The organism is Paenimyroides tangerinum (assembly GCF_003865405.1).
Classification (GTDB): Bacteria; Bacteroidota; Bacteroidia; order Flavobacteriales; family Flavobacteriaceae; genus Flavobacterium; species Flavobacterium tangerinum.
This window is the reverse complement of sequence record NZ_RQVQ01000043.1, coordinates 1-23390: the sequence shown is the minus strand read 5'-3', so window position 1 is coordinate 23390 and position 23390 is coordinate 1. Positions and strand designations below refer to the sequence as shown.

Sequence of the window (23390 nt, the reverse complement as noted above, 5' to 3'; positions counted from 1 at the left end):
AAATTTAAATATTGATAAATATCGAACTACAATAATTTAAATTCAAGTCGTTAAATATATTTACGTGTTGAAAATCAGGTATTTGTGTTTACTTTAGTGGCGATAATTTTACCTTTAAAAAATTGCCAGAATTTTGCCACAGAATTTTGAGCATTTTTATAAATTTTGATGATTCTCATGCACAAAAAAAAACCTGCATATCTTAAAGATTGCAGGTTCTATAGTCCTTTAGGCGTAAATCAATATTAAAACTGATTATTACTTGCGGAGAAAGAGGGATTCGAACCCCCGGACCTGTTACAGTCAACAGTTTTCAAGACTGCCGCATTCGACCACTCTGCCATTTCTCCTTGGTCTGTAATGATGATGTTTGTTTCATTATTACGAGTGCAAATATAGTAGGTTTTTCAATATTTACAAGGGTTTTTCGGATATTTTTTTAAATAAAATTTTAAGTTTTTATAACGTACTAAAAATTAACGTAATCCGTAATTTCTAATCCATATCCAATCATTCCAACGCGTTTGGTTTCACCAGAATTTGACATTAATTTGATTTTAGAAATATTAATATCGTGTAAAATCTGAGCTCCAATTCCAAAATCTTTTGCATCCATAACCACTTTTGGTGCTTTTGTTACTTCAGTTTCTGATTGGTTCGATTTTAATTCAGCTAAACGATTCAAAAGGTTTAAATTTGAATTATCTTGATTGATAAATACAATTGCTCCACGACCTTCTTTGTCAATTGCTTTAAACATTTTATTCAACTTTTCTTCGTTATTGTTAGTTAACGTTTCTAAGATATCATTGTTGATTTGAGTAGAATTGATACGTGTTAAGACCGCATCTCCGTTATTCCAAACTCCTTTTGTAAGTGCAATGTGAACTTGCTTGTTTGTAACTTGTAAATAAGCTCTTAATCTATATTGTCCGAATTTTGTATTGATTTCGAAATCTTCTTTTTTCTGAATCAAACTATCATGTTTCATTCGATATGCAACTAAGTCTTCAATTGAAACAAGTTTTAAATTAAATTGTTTTGCAACATCAACTAATTCAGGTAGACGAGCCATTGTTCCATCTTCGTTTAAGATTTCGCAAATTACTCCAGCTGGTTTAAACCCAGCTAAACGAGCAAAATCAATTGCAGCTTCTGTATGACCAGTTCTTCTTAAAACACCACCTTCTTTAGCTATTAATGGGAATATATGTCCAGGACGACCTAAATCAGATGCTTTTGTTTCATCATCAACTAAAGCTTCAACAGTTTTTGAGCGATCTTGTGCAGAAATACCGGTTGTACATCCTTTACCAATTAAATCTACAGAAACCGTAAAAGCGGTTTCGTGTAAAACTGTATTGTTAGAAACCATCGGAGTTAAGTTTAGTTCCTTTGCTCTTTTTTCTGTAACAGGAGCACAGATTAAACCTCTTCCGTGCGTTGCCATGAAATTAATCATTTCAGGTGTTACTTTATCAGCTGCTGCTAAAAAATCACCTTCATTTTCACGATCTTCGTCATCAACCACAATGATTACTTTTCCTTGACGAATATCTTCAATTGCTTCTTCAATTGTGTTTAGTTGTATGTTTGACATCTTTATGTTGTTTTTTATTGAATATTTTCTTGAAAAATTCTTTAACTGAATATATGATATTATCGAAACTATTTATGCCTCGATCTTTTGTTGCTTTCGATGTAAAGCTTATAGCTAATGGTAATAAAACCAATGTAGAAAGCCAAGCGCCAAGTGCAGGATCAATACCATTTTCTTGTGCCAATTTTCTTCCAAATGTATTAATGAAATGATAAGTAATAAATATTAAAACTGCAAAAACCATTGGTAATCCCAAACCACCTTTTCTGATAATTGCACCAAGCGGAGCACCAATGAAAAACATCAATAAACATGAAAAAGCAACAACAAACTTTTCGTAAAATGAAATATAATGTCTGTTAATGTTTTTTTGTTTTTCAAACATCGCTTGTTCATTATTTTTTAAGGTAAAAAATATACTTTCGACATTTGATGAAGCTAATCTATAAATTTGAATTTTTGTATTTCGAGATTGATCATCTACTAGTTTTATAACATCAGAATTGTTTTGACTAACCGAATCTTTCTTAGTTTTCATCTGATTACTTAATTGCGAGTTTACTCGAAGTTCAAGATTATCAAGGTTAGATTTGTTTTCGTCTTTAAAGTTGTTGTTTAATGAATCGATTGTGTAATTCAACTGATTTACACTCATCATTGAAGCGGTGTTTGCTATCTCAATTTTTTCTTCATCCGAATTATCAAATTCTGATAAATCGATGTTTATGGTATATTTTTTAAAATATGTTTTTACAAACGGAAGTTTGTTTTGTGACGCATTATTATTTTTTGAAGGAGAAACATCTTCATAATAATTACCATTAAAAAGATGAAGCTGTAAAATACTAGAACCATCTTCGGTTTCTAATTCGCCATTTTCAGCTTTGATAACTGTGTTGTTTTCGAAATTTGAATTCGATTTGATGTGCATCGTAACATTTTTTAGATGTTGTCCACGATCACCAGATTTTTCATCGACTTTGATGTTGATATTTCCAAGATCATTAAATTGTCCTGCTGTAATTGCCATTGCAGGTTTTGTTTGTAAAATATCCTTTCGAAGATTCACAAATTTATATTCAGATTTTGGTGCAACATCATTTACAAACCAAAACGAAATTCCTGCTAAAATTAAAATGAAAATAATCAAGGAACGCATCGCACGTTGAAGTGAAATTCCTGCTGATTTCATAGCAGCAAATTCATAGTTTTCAGAGAAATCTCCGAATGTCATGATTGAAGCCAACAATACCGAAAGTGGTAAAACCATCGGAATCATCTTTGGAGAATAGTAAAATAAGAATTTTACAATAGTAAGAACGTCTAAGTCTTTACCTGCTAATTCAGCGATAAAGACCCAGACGCCTTGTAAAACGAATATAAAATACAATATCGCAAATACCGATAAAAATGTTTTTATAAATGTTGTTAGAATATATCTATCAAGAATTTTCACCCTTTATTTAATCTATTTTGTTGATGTAATATTTTGGATACTTTGATTCGGTAAAGGTAAAATGATTTTTTGATAAAGTTTGATTTGTTTTGAATGATTTTACTGTTAATGTTGATTTCGAACCATTTTTGTAAACATCGATTTTATTATAAATATGTTTGGTTTTACTATCAATTCCCAATAAAATTTCTTTAACGTCAGATTTTCCAGTTGGTTTTAGCTTAATATATTGAATTGTTCTCCCATTTATATTTTGAGAAATATCCCATGAAAAAGAATATCCTGAATTAAAAAAGGTTAATAATTTTGAAGGAGTTAATGATTCATCTCCTGTTTTTTTAGGATTTTGGATCGTAACTTCTTCATCTTCTGGATTGATTGTGTATACTTTTGAACCGTCAAACAATCGTGTGATTCCCATATAGTTTAGGATGTATTTATCTCCACTTAAAGTTATATTTCCTTTGCTATTTTGACCGTTAATATTTACATCGAAATCAATTGCAATATTCTTATATGATTTTACTTTTGTCGTTACTTCATTTAATAATGCTTTTGCTTTATCGGCATTTTGAGCTTGTGAATTTGTAATTGAAATAAAACAAACTACTATAAGGGCTACTATTTTTTTCATTGATTTAATTTTTTTCATTGTTTAGAAAATGATCCAAAGATGCTAAATCGGTAATGTTAACAGAACGAGCTTTACTTCCTTCAAATGGACCTACAATTCCTGCAGCTTCTAATTGGTCGATTATTCTTCCAGCTCTGTTGTAACCTAATTTTAATTTACGTTGTAATAAAGAGGCAGAACCTTGTTGTGCAGTTACAATAATTTCTGCGGCTTCTCTAAACATCACATCTCGGTCGGCAATATCAATATCAAGACTTGTGCCACTTTCTTCACCTACATATTCTGGTAATAAATATGCATCAGGATATCCTTTTTGTGAACCAATGAATTCTGTTATTTTTTCAACTTCTGGCGTGTCAACAAATCCACATTGTACACGAATGGTATCATTTCCTTGAGTGAAAAGTAAATCTCCACGACCAATTAATTGATCTGCACCTGGACCATCCAAAATGGTTCTTGAATCAATTTTAGAACTTACTCTAAAAGCAATTCTCGCAGGGAAATTGGCTTTAATAATACCTGTAATTACGTTTACCGATGGACGTTGCGTTGCAATAATTAAATGAATTCCAATAGCACGAGCCAACTGAGCCAAACGAGCAATCGGAGTTTCAACTTCTTTACCTGCTGTCATAATCAAATCAGCAAACTCATCGACAACCAAAATAATATAAGGTAAAAATTTATGACCGTTTTCTGGATTCAATTTTCTTTGTTTAAACTTTTCGTTATATTCTTTAATGTTACGAACCATAGCATCTTTTAATAAAGAATATCTATTGTCCATTTCAATACAAAGTGAGTTTAATGTATTAATTACTTTAGTATTATCTGTAATAATTGCTTCGTCTGTATCTGGAAGTTTTGCCAAATAATGACGTTCGATTTTATTGAACAATGTTAATTCAACTTTTTTCGGATCAACTAAAACAAATTTAACTTCAGCTGGATGCTTCTTGTATAATAATGAAGTTAGAACGGCATTTAATCCAACCGATTTTCCTTGACCTGTTGCACCAGCCATCAGTAAGTGAGGCATCTTTGCTAAATCAAATACAAAAGTTTCGTTAGAAATGGTTTTTCCTAAAGCAATTGGAAGTTCCATTTCTGCATTCTGAAATTTCGGTGAAGAAATTAAACTACGCATCGAAACCGTTGTTGGATTTGTATTCGGAACTTCAATACCAATAGTTCCTTTTCCAGGAATAGGAGCGATGATACGAATTCCTAATGCGGCTAGCGAAAGTGCAATATCGTCTTCTAAACTTTTAATTTTAGAGATACGAATTCCTGCATCTGGAACAATTTCATATAAAGTTACAGTTGGACCAACGGTTGCTTTAATTTGTGCAATACCAATTTTGTAATTGTTTAAAGTTTCAACAATACGGTTTTTGTTTTCTTCAAGTTCCGCTTGGTTGATTGTGATTCCTTTCGTTGCGTGTTCAATTAATAATTCCGGTGATGGAAATTGAAATTTAGAAAGTTCTAAAGTCGGATCAAATTCTCCAAAATCTGCAACTAATTTATTAGCTAGATTCTCTTCAATAGTTAATTCTTCTTCTACTTTTTCAATAATAAATTCTTCAGTAGATTCTAACGGAATTTCTATTTGTTTTGGAATTGTATCTGTTTTTAAATCAAAAGAATTCGTGCTATCAATTGAATGAATAGTTGAAAGTTCTGGTCCTTGATTTGTTTTTCTATCTGAAGTTAATTGATGATTTTGATTGTTAAAAATCACTTCGGATTTACTTTCTTCTTCTTTAAATGATTCTACTGATTTGTTTTGATTAAAAGATGCGTTAACAGAAGAATTTGTATTTTGTGTTGGAGTAGGAGCTACTGTTGTTTCAGTTTTTTCCACCTCATTGTTTTTAATTAATTCTTCAGCTTTAGCAATGTTTTCATCTAAACTACTTTTTGCACCTTTAACGATATTTGTAAAACGTTCAGGTGACATCTTGATTCTAAAAAGTAAAAAGAATAAAATGAAAAATACAATCAATAAAGTTGTTCCTAAATTACCTAAATAACTTTGGATATAATCATTCATTTCAAAACCAACATTTCCACCTAGATATAAATGGTTTTTACTGAAATGTCCTAATGAAACAGATAAAATGATTATTGCGAATAAATCCCAAAAAATAATACCTCTTAATTTTGAAGCAGGAAATTTAAAAACAAAATATGCAGAAATACTTAACGAAATTTTCACAAAAAGAAACGAAGCGATTCCGAAACCATCATTAATAAAAAAATCTGCTAAGAAAGCACCAAGTTTTCCAAGCCAATTATCTGCTTTAATGTTACTATCTCCAATTAAATCAACTACGCTTTGGTCGTAATTTCCGGTTGTGAAATAGGAAATAAAACTCAGCAACAAGACAATAGCTGTGAATAGAAAAATAGTAGCAATCAAAAATATAATTCGATTGCCATTTGTTGCTTTTTTCGTTTCTGTTTTTGACTTAGCTGTATTTTGTTTTGTATTCTTTTTATTATTGTTTGCCATTAAAATATATTAAATTTTGGTAAATAAATAATTGTAAGGATTATCAATGTACCAAGTGCTGCAAATGTTACAGCACCAGCTGCAATGTCTTTAATTTCTCCGATTTTTTTGTGAAATTCTGGATGAATAAAATCAGCAATTTTCTCAACTGCTGTATTTAAGCCTTCGATACTTAAAACTAAGAAAAAGGCTAAAGTTTGAATCATCCATTCTGTTGCTGAAATTTTAAAATAAAAACCAGCACAACTAACTATAAATAATCCGATTAATTGTGAAATAATTGAATGTTCTGTAGTTGCAAGTTTTTTAAAACCGACAAAAGCGTATTTTAAACTTGCAATTCTACCTGCAATAAATGATTTTTTTTGAGGCAGCATTATTTAGTTGCTGTTAAAGCAGCTTCGTAATTTGGTTCAGTTGTGATTTCAGGAACTAATTCTGTGTAAACAATTGTACCTTCTTCGTTTAAAACAACAACAGCTCTAGCTAACAATCCTTTTAATGGACCATCTGTCATTTCAACTCCATAAACTTTTCCAAAATCTGTTCTAAAATCAGAAGCCATAATTACATTGTCTAAACCTTCCGCAGCACAAAAACGATTTTGAGCGAATGGTAAATCTTTAGAAACACAAATTACAACGGTGTTTTCTAAACTGCTTAAATCTTTATTAAACTGACGAACCGATTGTGCACAAACTCCAGTATCTACACTTGGGAAAATATTTAAAACTACTTTTTTACCTAAGTAATCAGTTAGGTTTAAAGTTGATAAATCAGTTTTAACCAATTCGATATTTTCTGCTTTTGATTGATTTTGAGGAAGATTTCCAATTGTGTTTAAAGTATTTCCTTTTAAAGTAACTGTTGCCATAATGTATATTTTTTAACTTTCAAAAATAAGGAAAATAACCTAAGAAATATATTTTTATTTTCATAAGTTAACAAAAAAAGTGTCCTTGATAAATCAAAGACACTTTTAGAAATAAATATTTGTTGTTTGTTGAATGTTATTTGTCAATAGAACCTAAAACACGTTGCATGAAAGTGTTTAAAGCTTCTTTTTTAGGCATTCCTGCCTTGACCATTTTATCAACTTCAACCGCACCATACATATTTGAAATTAATTCAGCAATGACATCTAATTCTTCATCTTTCAATGATGGAACTTCGCATAAAGCTTCTAAAACTTCAATGGTTTCGTTGACGTAATCTTGGTCGTTTTCCTCAATAAATTGAGTCAAATGTTTGATGATAGGTAATTTCATAATCGATTAAGCTATTTCGTTAACTAATTCAGCTAAAACTTCAGCTTTGTTTGTTTGCGATTCGTTTACTAATTTACCATCCACGAAAGTTGCGAAAGTTGGTAAGTTAGAAACATTAGCTAATTTTCTTGATTCTGGAAATTTCTCAGCATCTACAATTACGAAAGTAATATCTTCTTTTTCAGTTGACATTTTTTTGAATTTCGGTTTCATGATACGGCAGTTTCCACACCATGAAGCTGAAAATTGAACAGCAACTTTATTATTTCCGTTTACAATTTCTTGTAAATTATCTTGGTCTAATTCTAATAACATGATTTATGATTTTTTATAAAAAATCCAAATTCAAGTTAATGAATGTCAAGAATTTGGATTTTGTAAGTTAAACTTAACGATTAGTTTAATTTTGCTAAATATTCAGCAGTAGAATTTCTGTCAGCATTCATTGCTTCTTTTCCTTCTTCCCAGTTAGCAGGACAAACTTCTCCATGAGTTTGAACGTGTGTGTAAGCGTCGATTAAACGTAAAAATTCGTTTACGTTACGTCCTAATGGCATATCGTTAACTGCTTCGTGGAAAATTTTTCCTGTTTCGTCAACTAAATAAGTTGCACGGTAAGTAACGTTTGAACCTTCGATAACCACTTGGTCTAATTCTTCGTTATATTCTGTAGATTCGATATCTAAAATTCCTAAAGCAGTAGATAAGTTACGAGTTGTATCTGCAATTAATGGGTAAGTTACTCCTTCGATTCCACCATTATCTTTTGCTGTGTTTAACCAAGCAAAGTGAACTTCGTTTGTATCACAAGAAGCTCCGATAACCATTGTGTTTCTTTTTTCAAATTCTCCTAAAGCAGCTTGGAAAGCGTGTAATTCTGTAGGACAAACGAAAGTGAAATCTTTAGGATACCAAAATAATAATACTTTTTTATTGTTTTTAGTTGCTTCCTCTAAAACGTTAATTCTTAAATTGTCTCCCATTTCAGAGATTGCGTCAACAGTAATGTTTGGGAATTTTTTTCCAACTAATGCCATGATTTTATATTTTTTTTAAAGTTAATAATTTCTGTTTTTTATTATACTGCAAATTTACGGCTTATGTTTAAAATAACCATAGTATGTTAATTATTATTTCTTATTTTAGAATAGATATTCTTTATAGTTAGATTTATGTTTTGTAAAGCATACGCAATTTTATTTTTATGTTTAAATTAGCCAAGTTGTAAATGTTATTAAAACATCAACATTAAAAAAAATACACTGAATGAATTTATTTCGAAAAAAATCGGTTACTGATATTCTAAATCAATTAGAGGCAGATGAGAAAAGTAACAAATCGTTAGGTAAATATTTAACGCAGCGAGATTTAATTTTCTTTGGAATCGCTGCAATTGTTGGTGCAGGGATTTTTAGTACAATAGGAAAAGCGAGTTCAGATGGTGGACCAGCTGTTATCTTTTTGTTTATTTTCACCGCAATGGCTTGTGCTTTTGCTGCTTTTGCTTATGCCGAATTCGCTTCAATGGTACCTGTTTCTGGGAGTGCTTATACTTATAGTTATGTAGCTTTTGGAGAATTGATAGCTTGGATAATTGGTTGGGCTTTGATTATGGAATATGCCATTGGTAATATTACTTTAGCTATTTCCTGGAGTGATTATTTTACCGGACTACTCAGTAATATGGGAATTCATCTACCACAATGGATTCAAATGGATTATTTAACAGCAAGTAAAGGTTATATAGATGCAGAAGCTTTAATGCTTAATGGAAAAACATTTGAGAATCTACCTATGTATTTGCAACATGCGCACGAAGCTTGGACAACAGCTCCGGAAATTGGTTCGTTTCATTTTGTTGCGGATATTCCAGCTTTAGCAATTATTGTATTGATAACTTGGTTGGTTTATCGTGGAATGAAAGAATCTCGAAACGCCAGTAATATAATGGTTGTCGTTAAGTTGGCGGTTATTGCTTTGGTTCTAATAGTTGGTATTTTTTATGTTGATACTTCAAATTGGGACCCATTTGCTCCAAATGGTGTGACGGGAGTTTTAAAAGGAGTTTCGGCTGTTTTCTTTGCTTATATTGGTTTCGATGCTATTTCTACTACGGCAGAAGAATGTAAAAATCCACAACGAGATTTACCTCGTGGAATGCTTTGGTCTATTGTTATTTGTACTATAATTTACATTTTAATTGCTTTGGTTTTAACCGGAATGGTTAATTATAAAGATTTAAATGTGGGTGATCCATTAGCGTTTGTTTTTGATAAATTAGATTTAAAATGGCTTTCTGGTGTAATCGCTGTGAGTGCTGTTGTTGCTATGGCAAGTGTACTTTTAGTTTTTCAGATGGGACAACCTCGTATTTGGATGAGTATGAGTAGAGATGGATTATTACCTAATAAATTCGCAACGATACATCCAAAGTATAAAACGCCTTCATTTGCAACCATCGTAACAGGTTTTGTTGTTGCAATTCCTGCTTTGTTTATGAATCTAACAATGGTTACCGATTTATGTTCAATTGGAACTTTATTTGCATTTTCATTGGTATGTGCTGGAGTTTTAGTTCTTCAAGATAAAGATATTCCTAGAGGAAGTTTTAGAACACCTTACGCGAATGCAAAGTATTTTCTACCTTTAATTACTTTAGGAATTTTAGTTTATGCATTTACTTTAAAGAAAGCAGATACAATAGCTTTTATTACGAATGCGCCTGAAATTGTGCAACCTCACGATTTAGTTACGTCTTTAAATAAAGATGAAGCAATTCTTTTGTTGAATTATTTAGGAGAAAATGATTTAATTCAAACTACCGAACATTCAGATGATTTAGAATTTAATCTAACGTATTTAAAAGAACATTCAAATGCAGATTATGATAATGTTATAGCTCAATCTCCATTGTCTGATTCTGTAAAATATGAAACAGGTTTTGAATTATTCAAACATAAAATTCCATTATGGATATTTGCAATTTCAATGATTTTCTTTAATATTTGGGCAATTCGTAAGAATTTATCTTTGATACCAATGTTAGGGTTGGTTTGTTGTTTTTATATGATGGCTGAATTAACCGTTTGGAATTGGTTGTATTTTGGAATTTGGTTAGCTGTAGGTTTGATTATCTATTTTAGTTATTCAAGATTTCACAGTAAGTTGAATGAAATTACAAAGAAATAATATGATATAAAAAACGAGATTCAATTAAGAATCTCGTTTTTGTATTATAATTAATTATGTAATGAATCCACCTTTAAAATTTCATATTTAATTTCTCCTTCATTTGATGGCCAGCTAATAATATCACCTACTTTGTAACCTACAATTGCAATTCCTAATTCAGAAAGGATAGAAGGTTTATTTTTATTTGGTTTTGCTTTATCTGGACTTACAAAAGTTACTGTTAAAATTTCATTTGAATTTATGTTTTTTACAGTTACTAATTTGTTTAGTGTTACAATGTCTTCTGGAAGTTCTCTTCTGACAACTTGTTTGGCTTTTTTTAATTCATTAATAAGAATTTCTTCTTGAGCTTTAGTTGTTCTTCTTCTCCTTATATGGTCTTTGATTAAATCGTAAACTCCTGTTGTTAATACAATATTTTCTGACATGATTTTTAATCTTAAAAATGTAAAATAGAATATATGCAAAACTTCTGCTCCTTAAAATACGCTGATTAAGAAACATACATAATTCAAATAAATAATTTTAGCTAATTAAGGTGACCCTGTAGAAGTTTTTACAGGGTAAGAGTGATGAATTCTTTTGAGTTTTTAAGAAAAATATCATCATGCAGATATAATAACGAACTGAAAAGTCGCTCTAAGTTATTTACGCAAAGATAAAAACTAGAAAGGATCATTATTATAAATTTTTATACAAAAATAAGCCTTATTTTCTTGTAAACCAAATGTTAGGGTTTTAATTCTGATGTGCAAACAAAAAACGAGATTCGTAATTGAATCTCGTTTTTGTTATTTTATAAATTTAATTACTTTAATCTTCTACGCTTAATTTCTGTTTCGATCAAAGTAAGTTCTCTGTTTGTTTGACCAGCAACTGAAGTGTTTTCTTCTGCTCTACGAATCAAATACGGAACTACATCAAACACAGGTCCAAAAGGTAAATATTTAGCAACGTTGTAATTATGTTTCGCAAGGTTATAGCTAATATTATCACTCATTCCATATAATTGACCAAACCACATTTTTTCATCGTTATGCGAAATGTTGTTTTCTTGCATCATTCGCATCATCATATAAGAACTATCTTCGTTGTGCGTTCCAGCAAACAACGCCATTTTGTTATTGATGTTTTCTAGCATATAAGCAACACTTTTGTTAAAAGTTTCGTCGGTTTCTGCTTTGGTAGCGCAAATAGGAGAAGGGTAGCCTTTTTCTTGAGCACGTTCACGTTCTTTTTCCATATAAGCACCGCGAACTACTTTTAATCCAATATGAAAACCTTCTGCTAAACCAATTTGATGAATCTCTTTAATATAATCAAAGCGGTCCCAACGATACGTTTGTGCAGTGTTGAATACAATCGCTTTTTCTTTATTGTATTTACGCATCATATCCAAAGTTAAATCATCAGCAGCATCTTGCATCCAGCTTTCTTCTGCATCAATCAATAAGAAAACATCTTTTTCATAGGCAGTTCTACAAATAATGTCAAAGCGATTCACAATTTTATTCCAAGCAAACTGTTCTTGTGGAGTAAATTCTGCGTTTTCGCCTTTTTTTACGAATAAATCAAACTTTCCAACGCCAGTTGGTTTAAAAACTGCAAACGGAATAGCCTGTCTTTCTTTAGCAAACTCAATGGTTTTTAAAGTCATTTCCAAAGCTGCATCAAATTGTTCTTCAGATTCTTTTCCTTCAACAGAATAATCCAAAACAGAAGAAACTTTTTTTGTGTACATTTTATCGACAACACTTAAACAATCTTCTTCGTTAACGCCACCACAAAAATGGTCGAAAACCGTTTTACGAATCATTCCTTCAACAGGGAGTTTATATTTAATAGCAAAATGAGCCAATGAAGAACCCATTTTTACTAAAGTTGGATGACTAATCATTTTGAATAAAAAATTAGCTCGATTTAACTCGGCATTATTTTTTAAAGAAAATGCTACTTCTGTGTTGTTGAATATTTTTTCCATTTCTTTATTAAATAGTCCACAAATATAAATACTCATATTCTATATATCTATAAAAAATGCCTTAATTTTACAACAAAATTAATACATGTGCGATGAACGAAATTCAAGCTGAAAATTACAGTGTTTTTTTTGCAGAAAAGGGTTTTGAAAATTTAAGTCAGATTCTTGCAAATGGTGGATATTCTAAAATTTTTATTTTAACGGATTCGAATACAACCGAATATTGTTTACCTTATTTCTTGCAAAGATTAGAAACAACTTTGGCTTTTGAAATAATAGAAATTGAAGACGGTGAAGTAAATAAAACCATTGAAACCTGTTTTGAAGTTTGGTCTGTTTTATCTGAATATGAAGCGGATAGAAAAGCTATGTTCATTTCTTTAGGAGGTGGCGTAGTTACTGATTTAGGTGGTTTTGTTGCGGCAACTTACAAACGCGGAATTGATTTTATTTCAGTTCCTACAACTTTGTTAGCGATGGTTGACGCTTCTGTTGGTGGGAAAACTGGTGTTGATTTAGGCGGATTGAAAAATCAGGTAGGTTTGTTTGCAAATCCGCAAATGGTTTTGGTTGATGTCAATTTCTTAGAAACTTTACCAGGAAATGAAATGCGTTCTGGATTGGCAGAAATGTATAAACACGGATTAATTGCTGATATTTCGTATTGGAATCGATTGAAAGATTTGTCTAATTTCACAACTAACGATTTAGAATTATTGATTTATCATTCAATAACAATTAAAAATAACATCGTACTTGAAGACCCGAAAGAAAAAAATATTCGAAAAAAATTAAACTTTGGTCATACATTAGGTCACGCAATCGAGAGTTATCATTTAAATAATGATGAAATTTCTACGTTATTACACGGTGAAGCTGTAGCAATTGGTATGATTTTAGAATCGAATCTGTCACTTCAAAAAGGTTATATTTCAGAGCTTTTTTATAATGAAATTAAGTCAGTTTTAAGTGCAATTTTTCCACAAATTCAACTATCAGAGAAAGATATTCATAAATGTTTACGTCTTCTAGTTCACGATAAAAAGAATGAATTAGGTTGTGTTAATTTCACATTAATCAAAGAAAACGGTGAAGCTATAATCAATGAGGAAGTTTCGACTGAAATGATAATAAATGCGTTTACTGAATATTTAAGTTAAAATTAAAAAAATCGTTAGTAAATCAATATTTTATTTATTTAACTTTGCGCCGTGAATAATAGAAAATTAAATATCGAATTTGGTCAAAATAAAACACCGCATAAAATGTCGGTGCTTAAAACCATTCAATCTGAATTGTACATTCAATTGAAAGGAATTTTTATTTTGGCTCGCATCACTAATATTTATAGTGATAAAATGAGTATTGCTTTTGCAAATATTAGAGTTTGAATCTAACTGTTTTTAGCTTTTAATTCAAATTTTAATCTTAAAACAATACAAATGAATACTAAATATTTCGACTTAATTAATCAAACTTTTTACTTTCCACAAGAAGAATTTACATTAAATAAAGATAACTTATTGTTCCATAACATTGATCTTATGGGATTGGTTGAACAATATGGAACTCCTTTAAAATTCACGTATTTACCTCAAATTTCTAATAACATCAACAAAGCTAAAAGTTGGTTTAGAAATGCGATGGAAAAGCATAAATATGAAGGTGAATATTATTATTGCTATTGTACTAAAAGTTCACATTTCGAATATGTGATGAATGAAGCTTTCAAGAATAATATTCACGTTGAAACATCTTCTGCTTTTGATATTAATATTGTAGAAAACTTGTTGGAAACAGGTCGAATTGATAAAAATACTTATGTTTTATGTAATGGTTTCAAGCGTGATCAATACATTGAAAACATTACGCGTTTAATCAATAATGGACATAAAAAAACCATTCCGATTGTAGATAATTTCGAAGAATTGGATTTGCTTCAAGAAGGTATTAAAGGTAAATTCCAAATCGGAATTCGTATCGCCTCAGAAGAAGAACCTAAGTTCGAATTTTATACTTCTCGTTTAGGAATTGGATACAAAAATATATTACCTTTCTACCGAAAAAATATTTCTGAAAACCCAAATGTTGAAGTTAAAATGTTACATTTTTTCATCAATACAGGTATTCGTGACACCGCTTATTATTGGAATGAATTGTCTAAATGTTTAAAGGTTTACACCAATTTAAAGAAAGAATGTCCAACATTAGATAGTTTGAATATTGGTGGAGGTTTTCCGATTAAAAATTCTTTAGCTTTTGATTACGATTATGCTTATATGGTTGACGAAATCATCAATCAAATTAAGATTGCTTGTGATGAAGCTGAAGTTCCTGTTCCAAATATTTTTACAGAATTTGGTTCATTTACTGTAGGTGAATCGGGTGGCGCTATTTATAAAGTTTTGTACCAAAAACAACAAAACGATAGAGAAAAATGGAATATGATTGATTCGTCTTTCATTACCACTTTACCAGATACTTGGGCTATTAATAAGCGTTTTATTATGCTTGCTGTAAACCGTTGGAACGATTCTTATGAACGTGTTCTATTAGGAGGTTTAACGTGTGATAGTGATGATTATTACAATTCAGAACAAAACTTAAATGCCATTTATCTTCCGAAGTATAATAAAGAAAAACCATTATATTTGGGATTCTTTAATACGGGAGCTTATCAAGAAACAATTGGTGGTCAAGGTGGAATTCATCACTGTTTGATTCCGCAACCAAAACACATTTTGATTGATAGAGATGAAAATGGAATCGTTGCCACTGAGGTTTTCTCGCAACAACAAACAGCTGAAGATGTATTAAACATCTTAGGATATAATAGAAAAAAACAAGAATAATAATATAAAAAGATATAACAATGAGTAAAGGTCCAGTTAGTCAATTTATTGAAAAAAACTATTTACATTTTAATGCGGCAGCTTTAGTAGATGCAGCAAAAGGTTACGAATTACACCTTGCAGAAGGTGGAAAAATGTTGGTTTCATTAGCAGGTGCAATGTCAACTGCTGAATTAGGAATTTCATTAGCAGAAATGATTCGTCAAGATAAAATTGCTTTCATTTCTTGTACAGGAGCAAATTTAGAAGAAGATGTAATGAACTTAGTTGCTCATTCTCATTACAAAAGAATTCCAAATTACCGTGATTTAACTCCACAAGACGAATGGGATTTATTAGAAAATCACTACAATCGTGTAACGGATACGTGTATTCCAGAAGAAGAAGCATTCCGTCGTTTACAATCTCATTTAGAGAAAGCTTGGAAAGATGCTGAAGCTAAAGGAGAACGTTATTTCCCACACGAATATTTATATAGCATTATTTTATCAGGAGCTTTAGAACCTCATTATGAGATTGATCCTAAAAACTCTTGGATGATTGCTGCTGCTGAGAAAAATTTACCAATCGTTTGTCCAGGATGGGAAGATTCAACTTCTGGAAACATATTCACTTCTTACGTAATTAAAGGTGAATTAAAAGCAAGTACAGTTAAATCTGGAATTGAATATATGGTGTTTTTAACCGAATGGTACCGTGCAAACTCAGGTGGAAAAGGAGTTGGTTTCTTCCAAATTGGTGGTGGAATTGCTGGTGATTTTCCAATCTGTGTAGTGCCAATGATGTATCAAGATTTAGAATGGCACGATGTTCCTTTCTGGGCGTATTTCTGTCAAATCTCTGATTCTACAACATCTTATGGTTCATATTCAGGAGCAGTTCCTAACGAAAAAATTACTTGGGGTAAATTAGATACAACAAGTCCAAAATACATCATCGAATCTGATGCTACGATTGTTGCACCATTAGTTTTCGCTTACGTTTTAAATCAATAATTTTAATTAAATAAAGTCAAAAAAAAACTAAAAATAATTTTGTAGTTATTGGTTAGCATAGTATTTTTGACTCGAAATAAAGTAAGAATTAAATGAAAAGAATAATTGTTGATTACGCGAAATTAACAAACGAAATCTTAACTATGTTAGTTGAGAAGTTTCCTGATGGTTATGATGATGCAGATATCATTAGATTTAAGAATGCTAAAAACGAAATGATTGAGGCCGTTGAAGTTAGAACTGAAGATACTATTTACTTAGTAAAAGTTAGTACTAAATTAGCAGATCGTATTGTTAACTTTGATGACGAAGAGGAAGAAGTTGTAATTCCTGTAGATTCAATCAATGTAAAAGATATTGATTTAGAAGCGGATGATGACGATGAGGAAGAAGAGAAAAAAGACCTTCCGGAATTTGATGATGAAGACGAAGATGCTGATAAATCATCAGTTGAAGATTTCGATGACGATGAAGACGAAGTATAATTATATTAAAACTCCCAAGAAATTGGGAGTTTTTTGTGTCAATATATTGCATAAAAAAAACTCATTGAAATATTTTCCATGAGTTTTTATAGTTTAATAAATTTAATGATTTAATTAAAAATCACCAAAGTTAATTGTGTCTTTGTATAATCTGATTGAATCGTTTACTAAAGTAACCATTAATTTGTTATCAACCCAAGAAACTGTTTTGATTTCTTCTCCAACAAATAATTTTAATTCTTTTCCTTCATTATCAAATAAAGAAACATATTGTCCTTCAATTTCGATTTTATCTGTGTTTAAAAAGTTTTCTGTAAACTGCATATCTCAATTTTTATTTGCCACGAATTTATAAAAAAATATAAACTTAAGGAAGTACATTTCGAAATTTCTTTTTAAATAGAAAAAGACTATCTTTGAGTTTCATTTATTTAAAGAAATTATTAGTTTCATTTCATATGTCAGACGATAAAAAAGTAATTTTTTCAATGTCGAAAGTAAGTAAAACTTACTCTTCAACAAACAAACAAGTATTAAAAGATATTTACCTAAGTTTTTTCTACGGTGCTAAAATTGGTATTTTAGGTTTAAACGGTTCAGGTAAATCTTCATTATTAAAAATCATTGCTGGAGTTGATAAAAACTACCAAGGTGATGTTGTTTTTGCACAAGGATATTCTGTTGGATATTTAGAACAAGAACCACAATTAGACGAAACTAAAACAGTTATCGAAATCGTTAAAGAAGGAATGTCTGAGATAGTTGCTATTTTAGACGAATTCAATAAAATCAACGATATGTTTGGTTTACCAGAAGTTTATGAAGATGCAGACAAAATGCAAAAACTTATGGATCGTCAAGCAGTTTTACAGGATCAAATTGATGCTGCTGGTGGCTGGGAATTAGATACCAAATTAGCTATTGCAATGGATGCTTTACGTTGTCCAGAAGCAGATACTCCTATAAATGTATTATCTGGTGGAGAGCGTCGTCGTGTGGCTTTATGTCGTTTGCTTTTACAAGAACCAGATGTTTTATTATTAGATGAGCCAACCAACCACTTAGATGCAGAATCTGTACATTGGTTAGAGCAACATTTACAACAATATAAAGGAACGATTATCGCTGTAACGCACGATAGATATTTCTTAGATAACGTTGCAGGTTGGATTCTTGAATTAGATAGAGGTGAAGGTATTCCTTGGAAAGGAAACTATTCTTCTTGGTTAGATCAAAAATCTACACGTATGGCTCAAGAAGAAAAAGTAGCTTCAAAACGTCGTAAAAACTTAGAACGTGAGTTAGACTGGGTTCGTCAAGGAGCAAAAGGTCGTCAAACAAAACAAAAAGCCCGTTTACAAAATTACGACCGTTTACTAAACGAAGATCAAAAAGAATTAGAAGAAAAATTAGAGATTTATATTCCAAATGGACCACGTTTAGGTACAAATGTAATCGAAGCTAAAGCTGTAGCTAAAGCTTTTGGAGATAAATTATTATATGACGATTTGAATTTCACACTTCCTCAAGCTGGAATTGTTGGAATTATTGGACCTAATGGTGCTGGTAAATCTACCATTTTCCGAATGATTATGGGAGAGCAAACACCAGATGGAGGTGAATTTGTTGTTGGTGAAACAGTAAAAATTGCTTATGTAGATCAATCTCATACAAATATTGATCCTGAGAAATCTATTTATGAGAATTTCGCAGATGGTCAAGAATTGATTATGATGGGTGGACGCCAAGTAAATGCTCGTGCATATTTATCACGTTTTAATTTTGGAGGTTCTGATCAAAATAAAAAAGTTGCAACTTTATCTGGTGGTGAACGTAACCGCCTACATTTAGCAATGACTTTAAAGGAAGAAGGAAACGTTCTTTTATTAGATGAGCCAACGAATGATTTAGATATTAATACACTTCGTGCACTTGAAGAAGGTTTAGAGAATTTTGCAGGTTGTGCTGTGGTTATTTCTCACGATCGTTGGTTCTTAGACCGTATTTGTACGCATATTTTAGCATTTGAGGGAGATTCACAAGTTTATTTCTTTGAAGGTTCATTCTCTGATTATGAAGAAAACCGTAAGAAACGTTTAGGAGATGTTGCTCCAACTCGTATTAAATACAAAAAGTTAGTTCGTTAACTATATATAAAAATACCTCAAAGAAATCTTTGAGGTATTTTTTTACTGAAACTATATGATTTCTTTATATTTCAAATCTGAGAATCTGTGAATTCACATATCTTTAAATCTGCTCTTCGTAACTTTGTTATTTTAAGCTATATTTGGAGTAAAAAATAACATTTAATATTAATGAAAATTTCAAAAATTTCAGTCCTTTTATTATCGTTCTTTGGGATTCAAACCACATCTTATGGGCAAATGGCCTATGATGGATACGGAGATTTTAAAATTTTTACAGGTTACACAAACGTAGGTGGAAAATCAGGTGTAGATATTCAATTTGATACAGCTTTAGGAGAGTTGGTTTCAATTGGTGGTAAAATTAATTATTTAATCAAACCGAATAAAGATTTGGATCAGGATGAATTCGGTGAAACTTTTACAGGAATAAGTCGTTTTTTAGATAATTACGATGCTGGCTTATATGTTAGATTTCATTTTGGACCAACTTTGAAAATTGCAGAAACAATGGATCCTTATTTAGGAGCTGATGCCTCAGTGAAATCATTAGGAGCTCATGCAGGTTTCAAATATAAATTAACAGATGTTATAGGTTTATATGCCCAATATAATTATAGTTTTTCTACATCGTTTGTAGGAAGTTCAAAAGTAGAATCCGATGATGCGTTTATAAACTATTATGGTAAATCAAATGCAATTTCGGTTGGTCTTACCTTTAATTTAGAATATTAATCTTTTATTTACATGTTATAGTTTGTTTTTTTTAAGAAGTAATATTAAATTGCGGCACCAAAAAAATTAAAACAACAACATTATATGAAAATTGGAATAACTTTCAGTGTATTCGATTTATTGCACGCGGGTCATATTAAAATGCTAGAAGACGCCAAACGTCAATGTGATTATCTGATTTGTGGTTTACAAACAGATCCAACTTTAGACCGTCCAGAAAAGAATAAACCATTGCAAAGTGTACTCGAACGTTACATTCAGTTAGAAGCTTGTAAATATGTAGATCAAATTGTACCTTATGCTACGGAACAAGATTTAGAAGATATTTTAAAAGCTTTTAAAATTGATGTTCGTATCTTAGGAGAAGAATATAAAGACAAAAATTTTACAGGTAGAGCGTATTGCGAAGAAAAAGGAATTGAATTGTACTACAATTCTCGAGATCACCGTTTTTCAACGACAAGATTGAGAACTAATGCAGCTGAATTTGAAAAATTAAAAAGAGTTATTTAAACATGAAAAGAATACTTGTTACTGGAGGTTTAGGCTATATTGGATCACATACGGTTGTTGTTTTACAGGAAGCAGGATTTGATGTTGTGATTATCGATGATTTGTCAAATGCTTCAATTTCAGTTTTAGATAATATTTCAACAATAACCGGAAAGAAACCGAGTTTTTATGAAATTGATTTAAAAGATAAATCTAAGGTAGATGCTTTTTTCGAAACTGAAAAGATAGATGGAATTATTCATTTCGCAGCTTTTAAGGCGGTAGGAGAATCTGTAGAAAAACCTTTAGCTTATTACCGTAATAATATAGTTGGCTTGCTAAATGTCTTAGATGCAATGCAACAATATCAATTAGATCATTTTATTTTCTCATCATCATGTACTGTTTACGGTCAAGCCGATCAAATGCCGATAAATGAAGATACTCCTTTAAAACGAGCAGAATCACCTTATGGAAAAACCAAAGCAATGGGTGAAGAAATCATCAGTGATTTTACAAAAGCTTCAAACAAAAATGCAATTGCTTTGCGTTATTTTAATCCTGTTGGTTCTCATAAAAGCAGTTTGTTAGGAGATATTCCAAATGGGATACCTAATAATTTATTGCCTTATATCACGCAAACAGCTTCTGGTTTGCGCAAACAGCTTGCAGTTTTCGGAAATGATTATGAAACCAGAGATGGTACAGCTATTCGAGATTATATTGATGTAAATGATTTAGCTAATGCGCATCTTTTAGCACTTCAATTTTTGTTGGAAAAAAGAAATCAAGATCGTTTAGAATATTTTAACTTGGGATCAGGTACAGGTTCAACTGTTCTAGAAATTATTAAAGCTTTTGAGCAAGCAAATGATTTAAAGCTTCCTTATACAATATCTAACCGTCGAGAAGGTGATATTCAAGAAGCATTTGCTGATTATTCAAAAGCAAAAAATAAACTTAATTGGCAGCCTTCAACTTCATTAGAAGTTTCGATGAAGACAGCTTGGGAGTTCGAAAAGAAATTAAAGTTAAATGAATAAAATGTTTTTGTTTTTAAGGAATTAAATTATTTGAAGTTTGTCAATTCAATTGAAATCGAATATTGGTCAACTTATAATAAAACTTTGAAAAAACTCGAATTGATATTTAATGAACAAAATAATATTTGTTTATACCACGTATGTTTTTTGGAGGCATCATTGGATAATTTGTACAAACATCAATTTATTTCAATACAAGATTTACACAATTTTAAATCCCTATTAATAGATTTAAAAACATAGATAAGATAATCAAGCACCTATATTTTAGGTGTTTTTTTATTTTATATAAGTTTTAACTAAACGTATTTTTGTATTCGAGAATATGTCGTTATTTTAATACAAAATTTAGAAAATGGAAAAAATTAATTTAGCAATTATAGGTTTGGGTTATGTAGGTTTGCCTTTAGCTCGTCTTTTTGCTACCAAATATAGCGTGGTTGGTTTTGATATCAACAAAAACAGAATTGATGAATTGCGTAATGGAATAGATTCAACTTAAGAAATTAATAATGAACTTTTACAAGCTGTGGCTGTAGAAACCGTTCCTTTTAATTCAGATATAAATGGGCTTTTTTGTACCAACAACGTTAATGATATCAAAGACGCAAATGTTTTTATAGTTACTGTTCCAACCCCTGTTGATAAAAAAAATAGGCCCAATTTATCTCCATTGATCAAAGCATCCGAAACTATTGCAAAGATTCTTAAAAAAGGAGATGTAGTTATTTATGAATCTACTGTTTATCCAGGGATAACAGAAGATGAATGCATACCTATTTTAGAACGTAATTCTGGACTAAAATTCAATACAGATTTTTTTTCAGGTTATTCTCCAGAGCGTATTAATCCAGGAGACAAGACACATACAGTTGATAAAATTCTAAAAGTAACTTCGGGCTCAACACCAGAAATCGGAATTTTTGTTGACAATTTATATAAGTCGGTTATTTCTGCAGGAACACATTTAGCTTCATCTATCAAAGTCGCAGAAGCTTCTAAAGTAATTGAAAATTCACAACGAGATATTAATATTGCTTTTGTAAACGAATTAGCAAAGATTTTTGCTTTAATGGATATAGATACCAATGAGGTACTTGAAGCTGCAGGAACAAAATGGAATTTTTTACCTTTTAAACCCGGCTTAGTTGGTGGTCATTGTATTGGTGTCGATCCTTTTTATTTAGCTCAAAAAGCGCAAGAAATCGGTTATTATTCCGAATTGATTTTAACTTCAAGACGATTAAATGATTCAATGGGACCTTTTGTAGCTTCTGAGGTTATTAAATTGATGATCCAAAACGATTTGAAAATCAAAGGAGGAAATGTATTGAATTTAGGAATTACATTTAAAGAAAATTGTCCCGATATAAGAAACTCAAAAGCAATTGATGTGATCAAGGGGTTACGAGAATATGGACTTGTTGTAACAACCTATGATCCGTGGGCAAATTCTGAAGAAGTAAAGGAAGTATATAATTTCAAATCATTAAATACTATTGATGAAGTTGTTCAAATAGCAAAATCACTTCAAGGATTTGATGCTATTGTGTTAACTGTTGCTCATCAAGAATTTTTAGATTTAGATTTAAGAAGTCTGTTGAAAGAGGATGGAGTTATTTATGACGTTAAAGGTGTGCTGCCAACTGAGTTGTTCGATAAAAGATTGTAAAGAAATTGAATTTGGAAATTTGAAGATTTGATTGTAAAGTTTCAAGTTTCAAGGTTCAAGGTTCAAAGTTAAGTAGTTATAAATTTGTTGTGTGTTTAAAATTATAGAATACAATATCAGCTAGAAACAAAGCGAATTTGCGAATCAGCGAATTAAGGAATAGGTAATAGAGAATGGGGAATGTAGTGACCAAGTAACGAAGTGACCCAGTTTAAAACTACAAAAATGAATATCCAGTAGAAACAAAGTGAATCTGCGAATCAGCGAGTTAAGGAATAGGTAATAGAGAATGGGGAATGTAGTGACCAAGTGACGAA

At 30.9% G+C, this 23390-nt stretch carries 22 protein-coding genes, 1 tRNA gene and 1 pseudogene; 11 read left to right on the top strand and 13 right to left on the bottom strand.

Annotated features, from left to right (window positions below):
* Nucleotides 1-265: 265 nt before the first annotated feature.
* From EG240_RS14075 to EG240_RS14030, 10 genes are all read right to left on the bottom strand, one after another.
* A tRNA-Ser gene (locus EG240_RS14075) sits at nt 266-350 on the bottom strand.
* A 119-nt stretch (nt 351-469) separates the two neighbouring features.
* Nucleotides 470-1600 (bottom strand): 3,4-dihydroxy-2-butanone-4-phosphate synthase, encoded by a 1131-nt coding sequence (ribB, locus tag EG240_RS14070; RefSeq protein ID WP_125019995.1) that lies wholly within the window; start codon nt 1598-1600, stop codon nt 470-472.
* The gene (locus tag EG240_RS14065; protein WP_125019994.1) at nt 1572-3056 is read right to left on the bottom strand and encodes an LptF/LptG family permease; all 1485 of its coding nucleotides are present in this window, start codon (nt 3054-3056) and stop codon (nt 1572-1574) included. The genes ribB and EG240_RS14065 overlap by 29 nt, the downstream gene beginning before the upstream one ends.
* A gap of 7 nt (nt 3057-3063) precedes the next feature.
* The gene (locus EG240_RS14060) at nt 3064-3690 is read right to left on the bottom strand and encodes a LolA family protein (protein WP_125019993.1); all 627 of its coding nucleotides are present in this window, start codon (nt 3688-3690) and stop codon (nt 3064-3066) included.
* Between the two features lie 4 nt (nt 3691-3694).
* Nucleotides 3695-6211 (bottom strand): FtsK/SpoIIIE family DNA translocase, encoded by a 2517-nt coding sequence (locus EG240_RS14055; protein ID WP_125019992.1) that lies wholly within the window; start codon nt 6209-6211, stop codon nt 3695-3697.
* Nucleotides 6211-6588 (bottom strand): diacylglycerol kinase family protein, encoded by a 378-nt coding sequence (locus EG240_RS14050; protein ID WP_125019991.1) that lies wholly within the window; start codon nt 6586-6588, stop codon nt 6211-6213. The genes EG240_RS14055 and EG240_RS14050 overlap by 1 nt, the downstream gene beginning before the upstream one ends.
* Nucleotides 6588-7085: a thiol peroxidase gene (gene tpx, locus EG240_RS14045; protein WP_125019990.1), complete on the bottom strand. Its 498-nt coding sequence runs from the start codon at nt 7083-7085 to the stop codon at nt 6588-6590. The genes EG240_RS14050 and tpx overlap by 1 nt, the downstream gene beginning before the upstream one ends.
* A 136-nt stretch (nt 7086-7221) precedes the next feature.
* On the bottom strand, nt 7222-7479 hold the full coding sequence (locus tag EG240_RS14040; protein WP_125019989.1) for a DUF6952 family protein: 258 nt from the start codon (nt 7477-7479) through the stop codon (nt 7222-7224).
* Between the two features lie 6 nt (nt 7480-7485).
* Nucleotides 7486-7794, bottom strand: a complete 309-nt coding sequence (locus EG240_RS14035; RefSeq protein ID WP_125019988.1) for a thioredoxin family protein — start codon at nt 7792-7794, stop codon at nt 7486-7488.
* An 80-nt stretch (nt 7795-7874) separates the two neighbouring features.
* Nucleotides 7875-8516 (bottom strand): peroxiredoxin, encoded by a 642-nt coding sequence (locus EG240_RS14030; RefSeq protein WP_125019987.1) that lies wholly within the window; start codon nt 8514-8516, stop codon nt 7875-7877.
* Nucleotides 8517-8745: 229 nt separating this feature from the next.
* Between EG240_RS14030 and EG240_RS14025 the strand changes: the two genes are divergently transcribed.
* Entirely contained in the window at nt 8746-10668 is a 1923-nt protein-coding gene (locus EG240_RS14025) for an amino acid permease (RefSeq protein WP_125019986.1), read from the top strand.
* A gap of 50 nt (nt 10669-10718) precedes the next feature.
* Here EG240_RS14025 and EG240_RS14020 read toward each other — a convergent pair whose 3' ends face one another.
* On the bottom strand, nt 10719-11099 hold the full coding sequence (locus EG240_RS14020; RefSeq protein ID WP_125019985.1) for a GreA/GreB family elongation factor: 381 nt from the start codon (nt 11097-11099) through the stop codon (nt 10719-10721).
* 380 nt (nt 11100-11479) lie between these two features.
* Nucleotides 11480-12652 (bottom strand): proline dehydrogenase family protein, encoded by a 1173-nt coding sequence (locus EG240_RS14015; RefSeq protein WP_125019984.1) that lies wholly within the window; start codon nt 12650-12652, stop codon nt 11480-11482.
* Nucleotides 12653-12744: 92 nt separating this feature from the next.
* On the opposite strand from EG240_RS14015, the gene aroB reads away from it, so the two are divergent.
* The 5 genes from aroB to EG240_RS13990 all read left to right on the top strand — a co-directional run bounded on the left by aroB (nt 12745) and on the right by EG240_RS13990 (nt 16984).
* On the top strand, nt 12745-13812 hold the full coding sequence (gene aroB / locus EG240_RS14010; protein ID WP_125019983.1) for a 3-dehydroquinate synthase: 1068 nt from the start codon (nt 12745-12747) through the stop codon (nt 13810-13812).
* A gap of 51 nt (nt 13813-13863) precedes the next feature.
* On the top strand, nt 13864-14043 hold the full coding sequence (locus tag EG240_RS14005; protein ID WP_125019982.1) for a hypothetical protein: 180 nt from the start codon (nt 13864-13866) through the stop codon (nt 14041-14043).
* 51 nt (nt 14044-14094) lie between these two features.
* Nucleotides 14095-15504: a type III PLP-dependent enzyme domain-containing protein gene (locus EG240_RS14000; protein WP_125019981.1), complete on the top strand. Its 1410-nt coding sequence runs from the start codon at nt 14095-14097 to the stop codon at nt 15502-15504.
* Nucleotides 15505-15524: 20 nt separating this feature from the next.
* The gene (locus EG240_RS13995) at nt 15525-16499 is read left to right on the top strand and encodes a deoxyhypusine synthase family protein (RefSeq protein ID WP_125019980.1); all 975 of its coding nucleotides are present in this window, start codon (nt 15525-15527) and stop codon (nt 16497-16499) included.
* A gap of 92 nt (nt 16500-16591) precedes the next feature.
* Nucleotides 16592-16984, top strand: coding sequence for a DNA primase (locus EG240_RS13990; RefSeq protein WP_125019979.1), 393 nt, complete (start codon nt 16592-16594; stop codon nt 16982-16984).
* Between the two features lie 114 nt (nt 16985-17098).
* On the opposite strand, the gene EG240_RS13985 is transcribed toward EG240_RS13990, so the two are convergent.
* Complete coding sequence (locus EG240_RS13985) at nt 17099-17308, bottom strand: hypothetical protein (RefSeq protein ID WP_125019978.1); 210 nt, start codon at nt 17306-17308, stop codon at nt 17099-17101.
* Between the two features lie 134 nt (nt 17309-17442).
* Here EG240_RS13985 and ettA point away from each other — a divergent pair, with 134 nt between their 5' ends.
* The 5 genes and pseudogenes from ettA (at nt 17443) to EG240_RS13960 (ending at nt 23073) form a co-directional block, all read left to right on the top strand.
* Nucleotides 17443-19131, top strand: coding sequence for an energy-dependent translational throttle protein EttA (ettA, locus tag EG240_RS13980; protein WP_125019997.1), 1689 nt, complete (start codon nt 17443-17445; stop codon nt 19129-19131).
* A gap of 171 nt (nt 19132-19302) precedes the next feature.
* Nucleotides 19303-19866 (top strand): DUF6646 family protein, encoded by a 564-nt coding sequence (locus EG240_RS13975; RefSeq protein WP_125019977.1) that lies wholly within the window; start codon nt 19303-19305, stop codon nt 19864-19866.
* An 84-nt stretch (nt 19867-19950) separates the two neighbouring features.
* Complete coding sequence (locus EG240_RS13970) at nt 19951-20379, top strand: adenylyltransferase/cytidyltransferase family protein (protein ID WP_125019976.1); 429 nt, start codon at nt 19951-19953, stop codon at nt 20377-20379.
* A 2-nt stretch (nt 20380-20381) separates the two neighbouring features.
* Nucleotides 20382-21401 carry a UDP-glucose 4-epimerase GalE gene (galE, locus tag EG240_RS13965; protein ID WP_125019975.1) on the top strand — a complete coding sequence of 340 codons (1020 nt, stop codon included), beginning with the start codon at nt 20382-20384 and terminating at the stop codon, nt 21399-21401.
* 355 nt (nt 21402-21756) lie between these two features.
* A pseudogene (locus EG240_RS13960) lies at nt 21757-23073 on the top strand (nucleotide sugar dehydrogenase).
* Nucleotides 23074-23390: the final 317 nt, after the last annotated feature.

Bases quoted from the DNA above. Each gene is read 5' to 3' on its own strand.
- EG240_RS13970 (WP_125019976.1), top strand. From the start codon at position 19,951: ATGAAAATTGGAATAACTTTCAGTGTATTCGATTTATTGCACGCGGGT.
- EG240_RS14030 (WP_125019987.1), bottom strand. From the start codon at position 8,516: ATGGCATTAGTTGGAAAAAAATTCCCAAACATTACTGTTGACGCAATC.
- EG240_RS13990 (WP_125019979.1), top strand. From the start codon at position 16,592: ATGAAAAGAATAATTGTTGATTACGCGAAATTAACAAACGAAATCTTA.
- EG240_RS14060 (WP_125019993.1), bottom strand. From the start codon at position 3,690: ATGAAAAAAATAGTAGCCCTTATAGTAGTTTGTTTTATTTCAATTACA.
- ettA (WP_125019997.1), top strand. From the start codon at position 17,443: ATGTCAGACGATAAAAAAGTAATTTTTTCAATGTCGAAAGTAAGTAAA.
- EG240_RS14000 (WP_125019981.1), top strand. From the start codon at position 14,095: ATGAATACTAAATATTTCGACTTAATTAATCAAACTTTTTACTTTCCA.
- EG240_RS14025 (WP_125019986.1), top strand. From the start codon at position 8,746: ATGAATTTATTTCGAAAAAAATCGGTTACTGATATTCTAAATCAATTA.
- EG240_RS14050 (WP_125019991.1), bottom strand. From the start codon at position 6,588: ATGCTGCCTCAAAAAAAATCATTTATTGCAGGTAGAATTGCAAGTTTA.
- ribB (WP_125019995.1), bottom strand. From the start codon at position 1,600: ATGTCAAACATACAACTAAACACAATTGAAGAAGCAATTGAAGATATT.
- EG240_RS13985 (WP_125019978.1), bottom strand. From the start codon at position 17,308: ATGCAGTTTACAGAAAACTTTTTAAACACAGATAAAATCGAAATTGAA.
- EG240_RS14040 (WP_125019989.1), bottom strand. From the start codon at position 7,479: ATGAAATTACCTATCATCAAACATTTGACTCAATTTATTGAGGAAAAC.
- EG240_RS14055 (WP_125019992.1), bottom strand. From the start codon at position 6,211: ATGGCAAACAATAATAAAAAGAATACAAAACAAAATACAGCTAAGTCA.
- EG240_RS13995 (WP_125019980.1), top strand. From the start codon at position 15,525: ATGAGTAAAGGTCCAGTTAGTCAATTTATTGAAAAAAACTATTTACAT.
- EG240_RS13975 (WP_125019977.1), top strand. From the start codon at position 19,303: ATGAAAATTTCAAAAATTTCAGTCCTTTTATTATCGTTCTTTGGGATT.
- galE (WP_125019975.1), top strand. From the start codon at position 20,382: ATGAAAAGAATACTTGTTACTGGAGGTTTAGGCTATATTGGATCACAT.
- aroB (WP_125019983.1), top strand. From the start codon at position 12,745: ATGAACGAAATTCAAGCTGAAAATTACAGTGTTTTTTTTGCAGAAAAG.
- EG240_RS14015 (WP_125019984.1), bottom strand. From the start codon at position 12,652: ATGGAAAAAATATTCAACAACACAGAAGTAGCATTTTCTTTAAAAAAT.
- tpx (WP_125019990.1), bottom strand. From the start codon at position 7,085: ATGGCAACAGTTACTTTAAAAGGAAATACTTTAAACACAATTGGAAAT.
- EG240_RS14035 (WP_125019988.1), bottom strand. From the start codon at position 7,794: ATGTTATTAGAATTAGACCAAGATAATTTACAAGAAATTGTAAACGGA.
- EG240_RS14020 (WP_125019985.1), bottom strand. From the start codon at position 11,099: ATGTCAGAAAATATTGTATTAACAACAGGAGTTTACGATTTAATCAAA.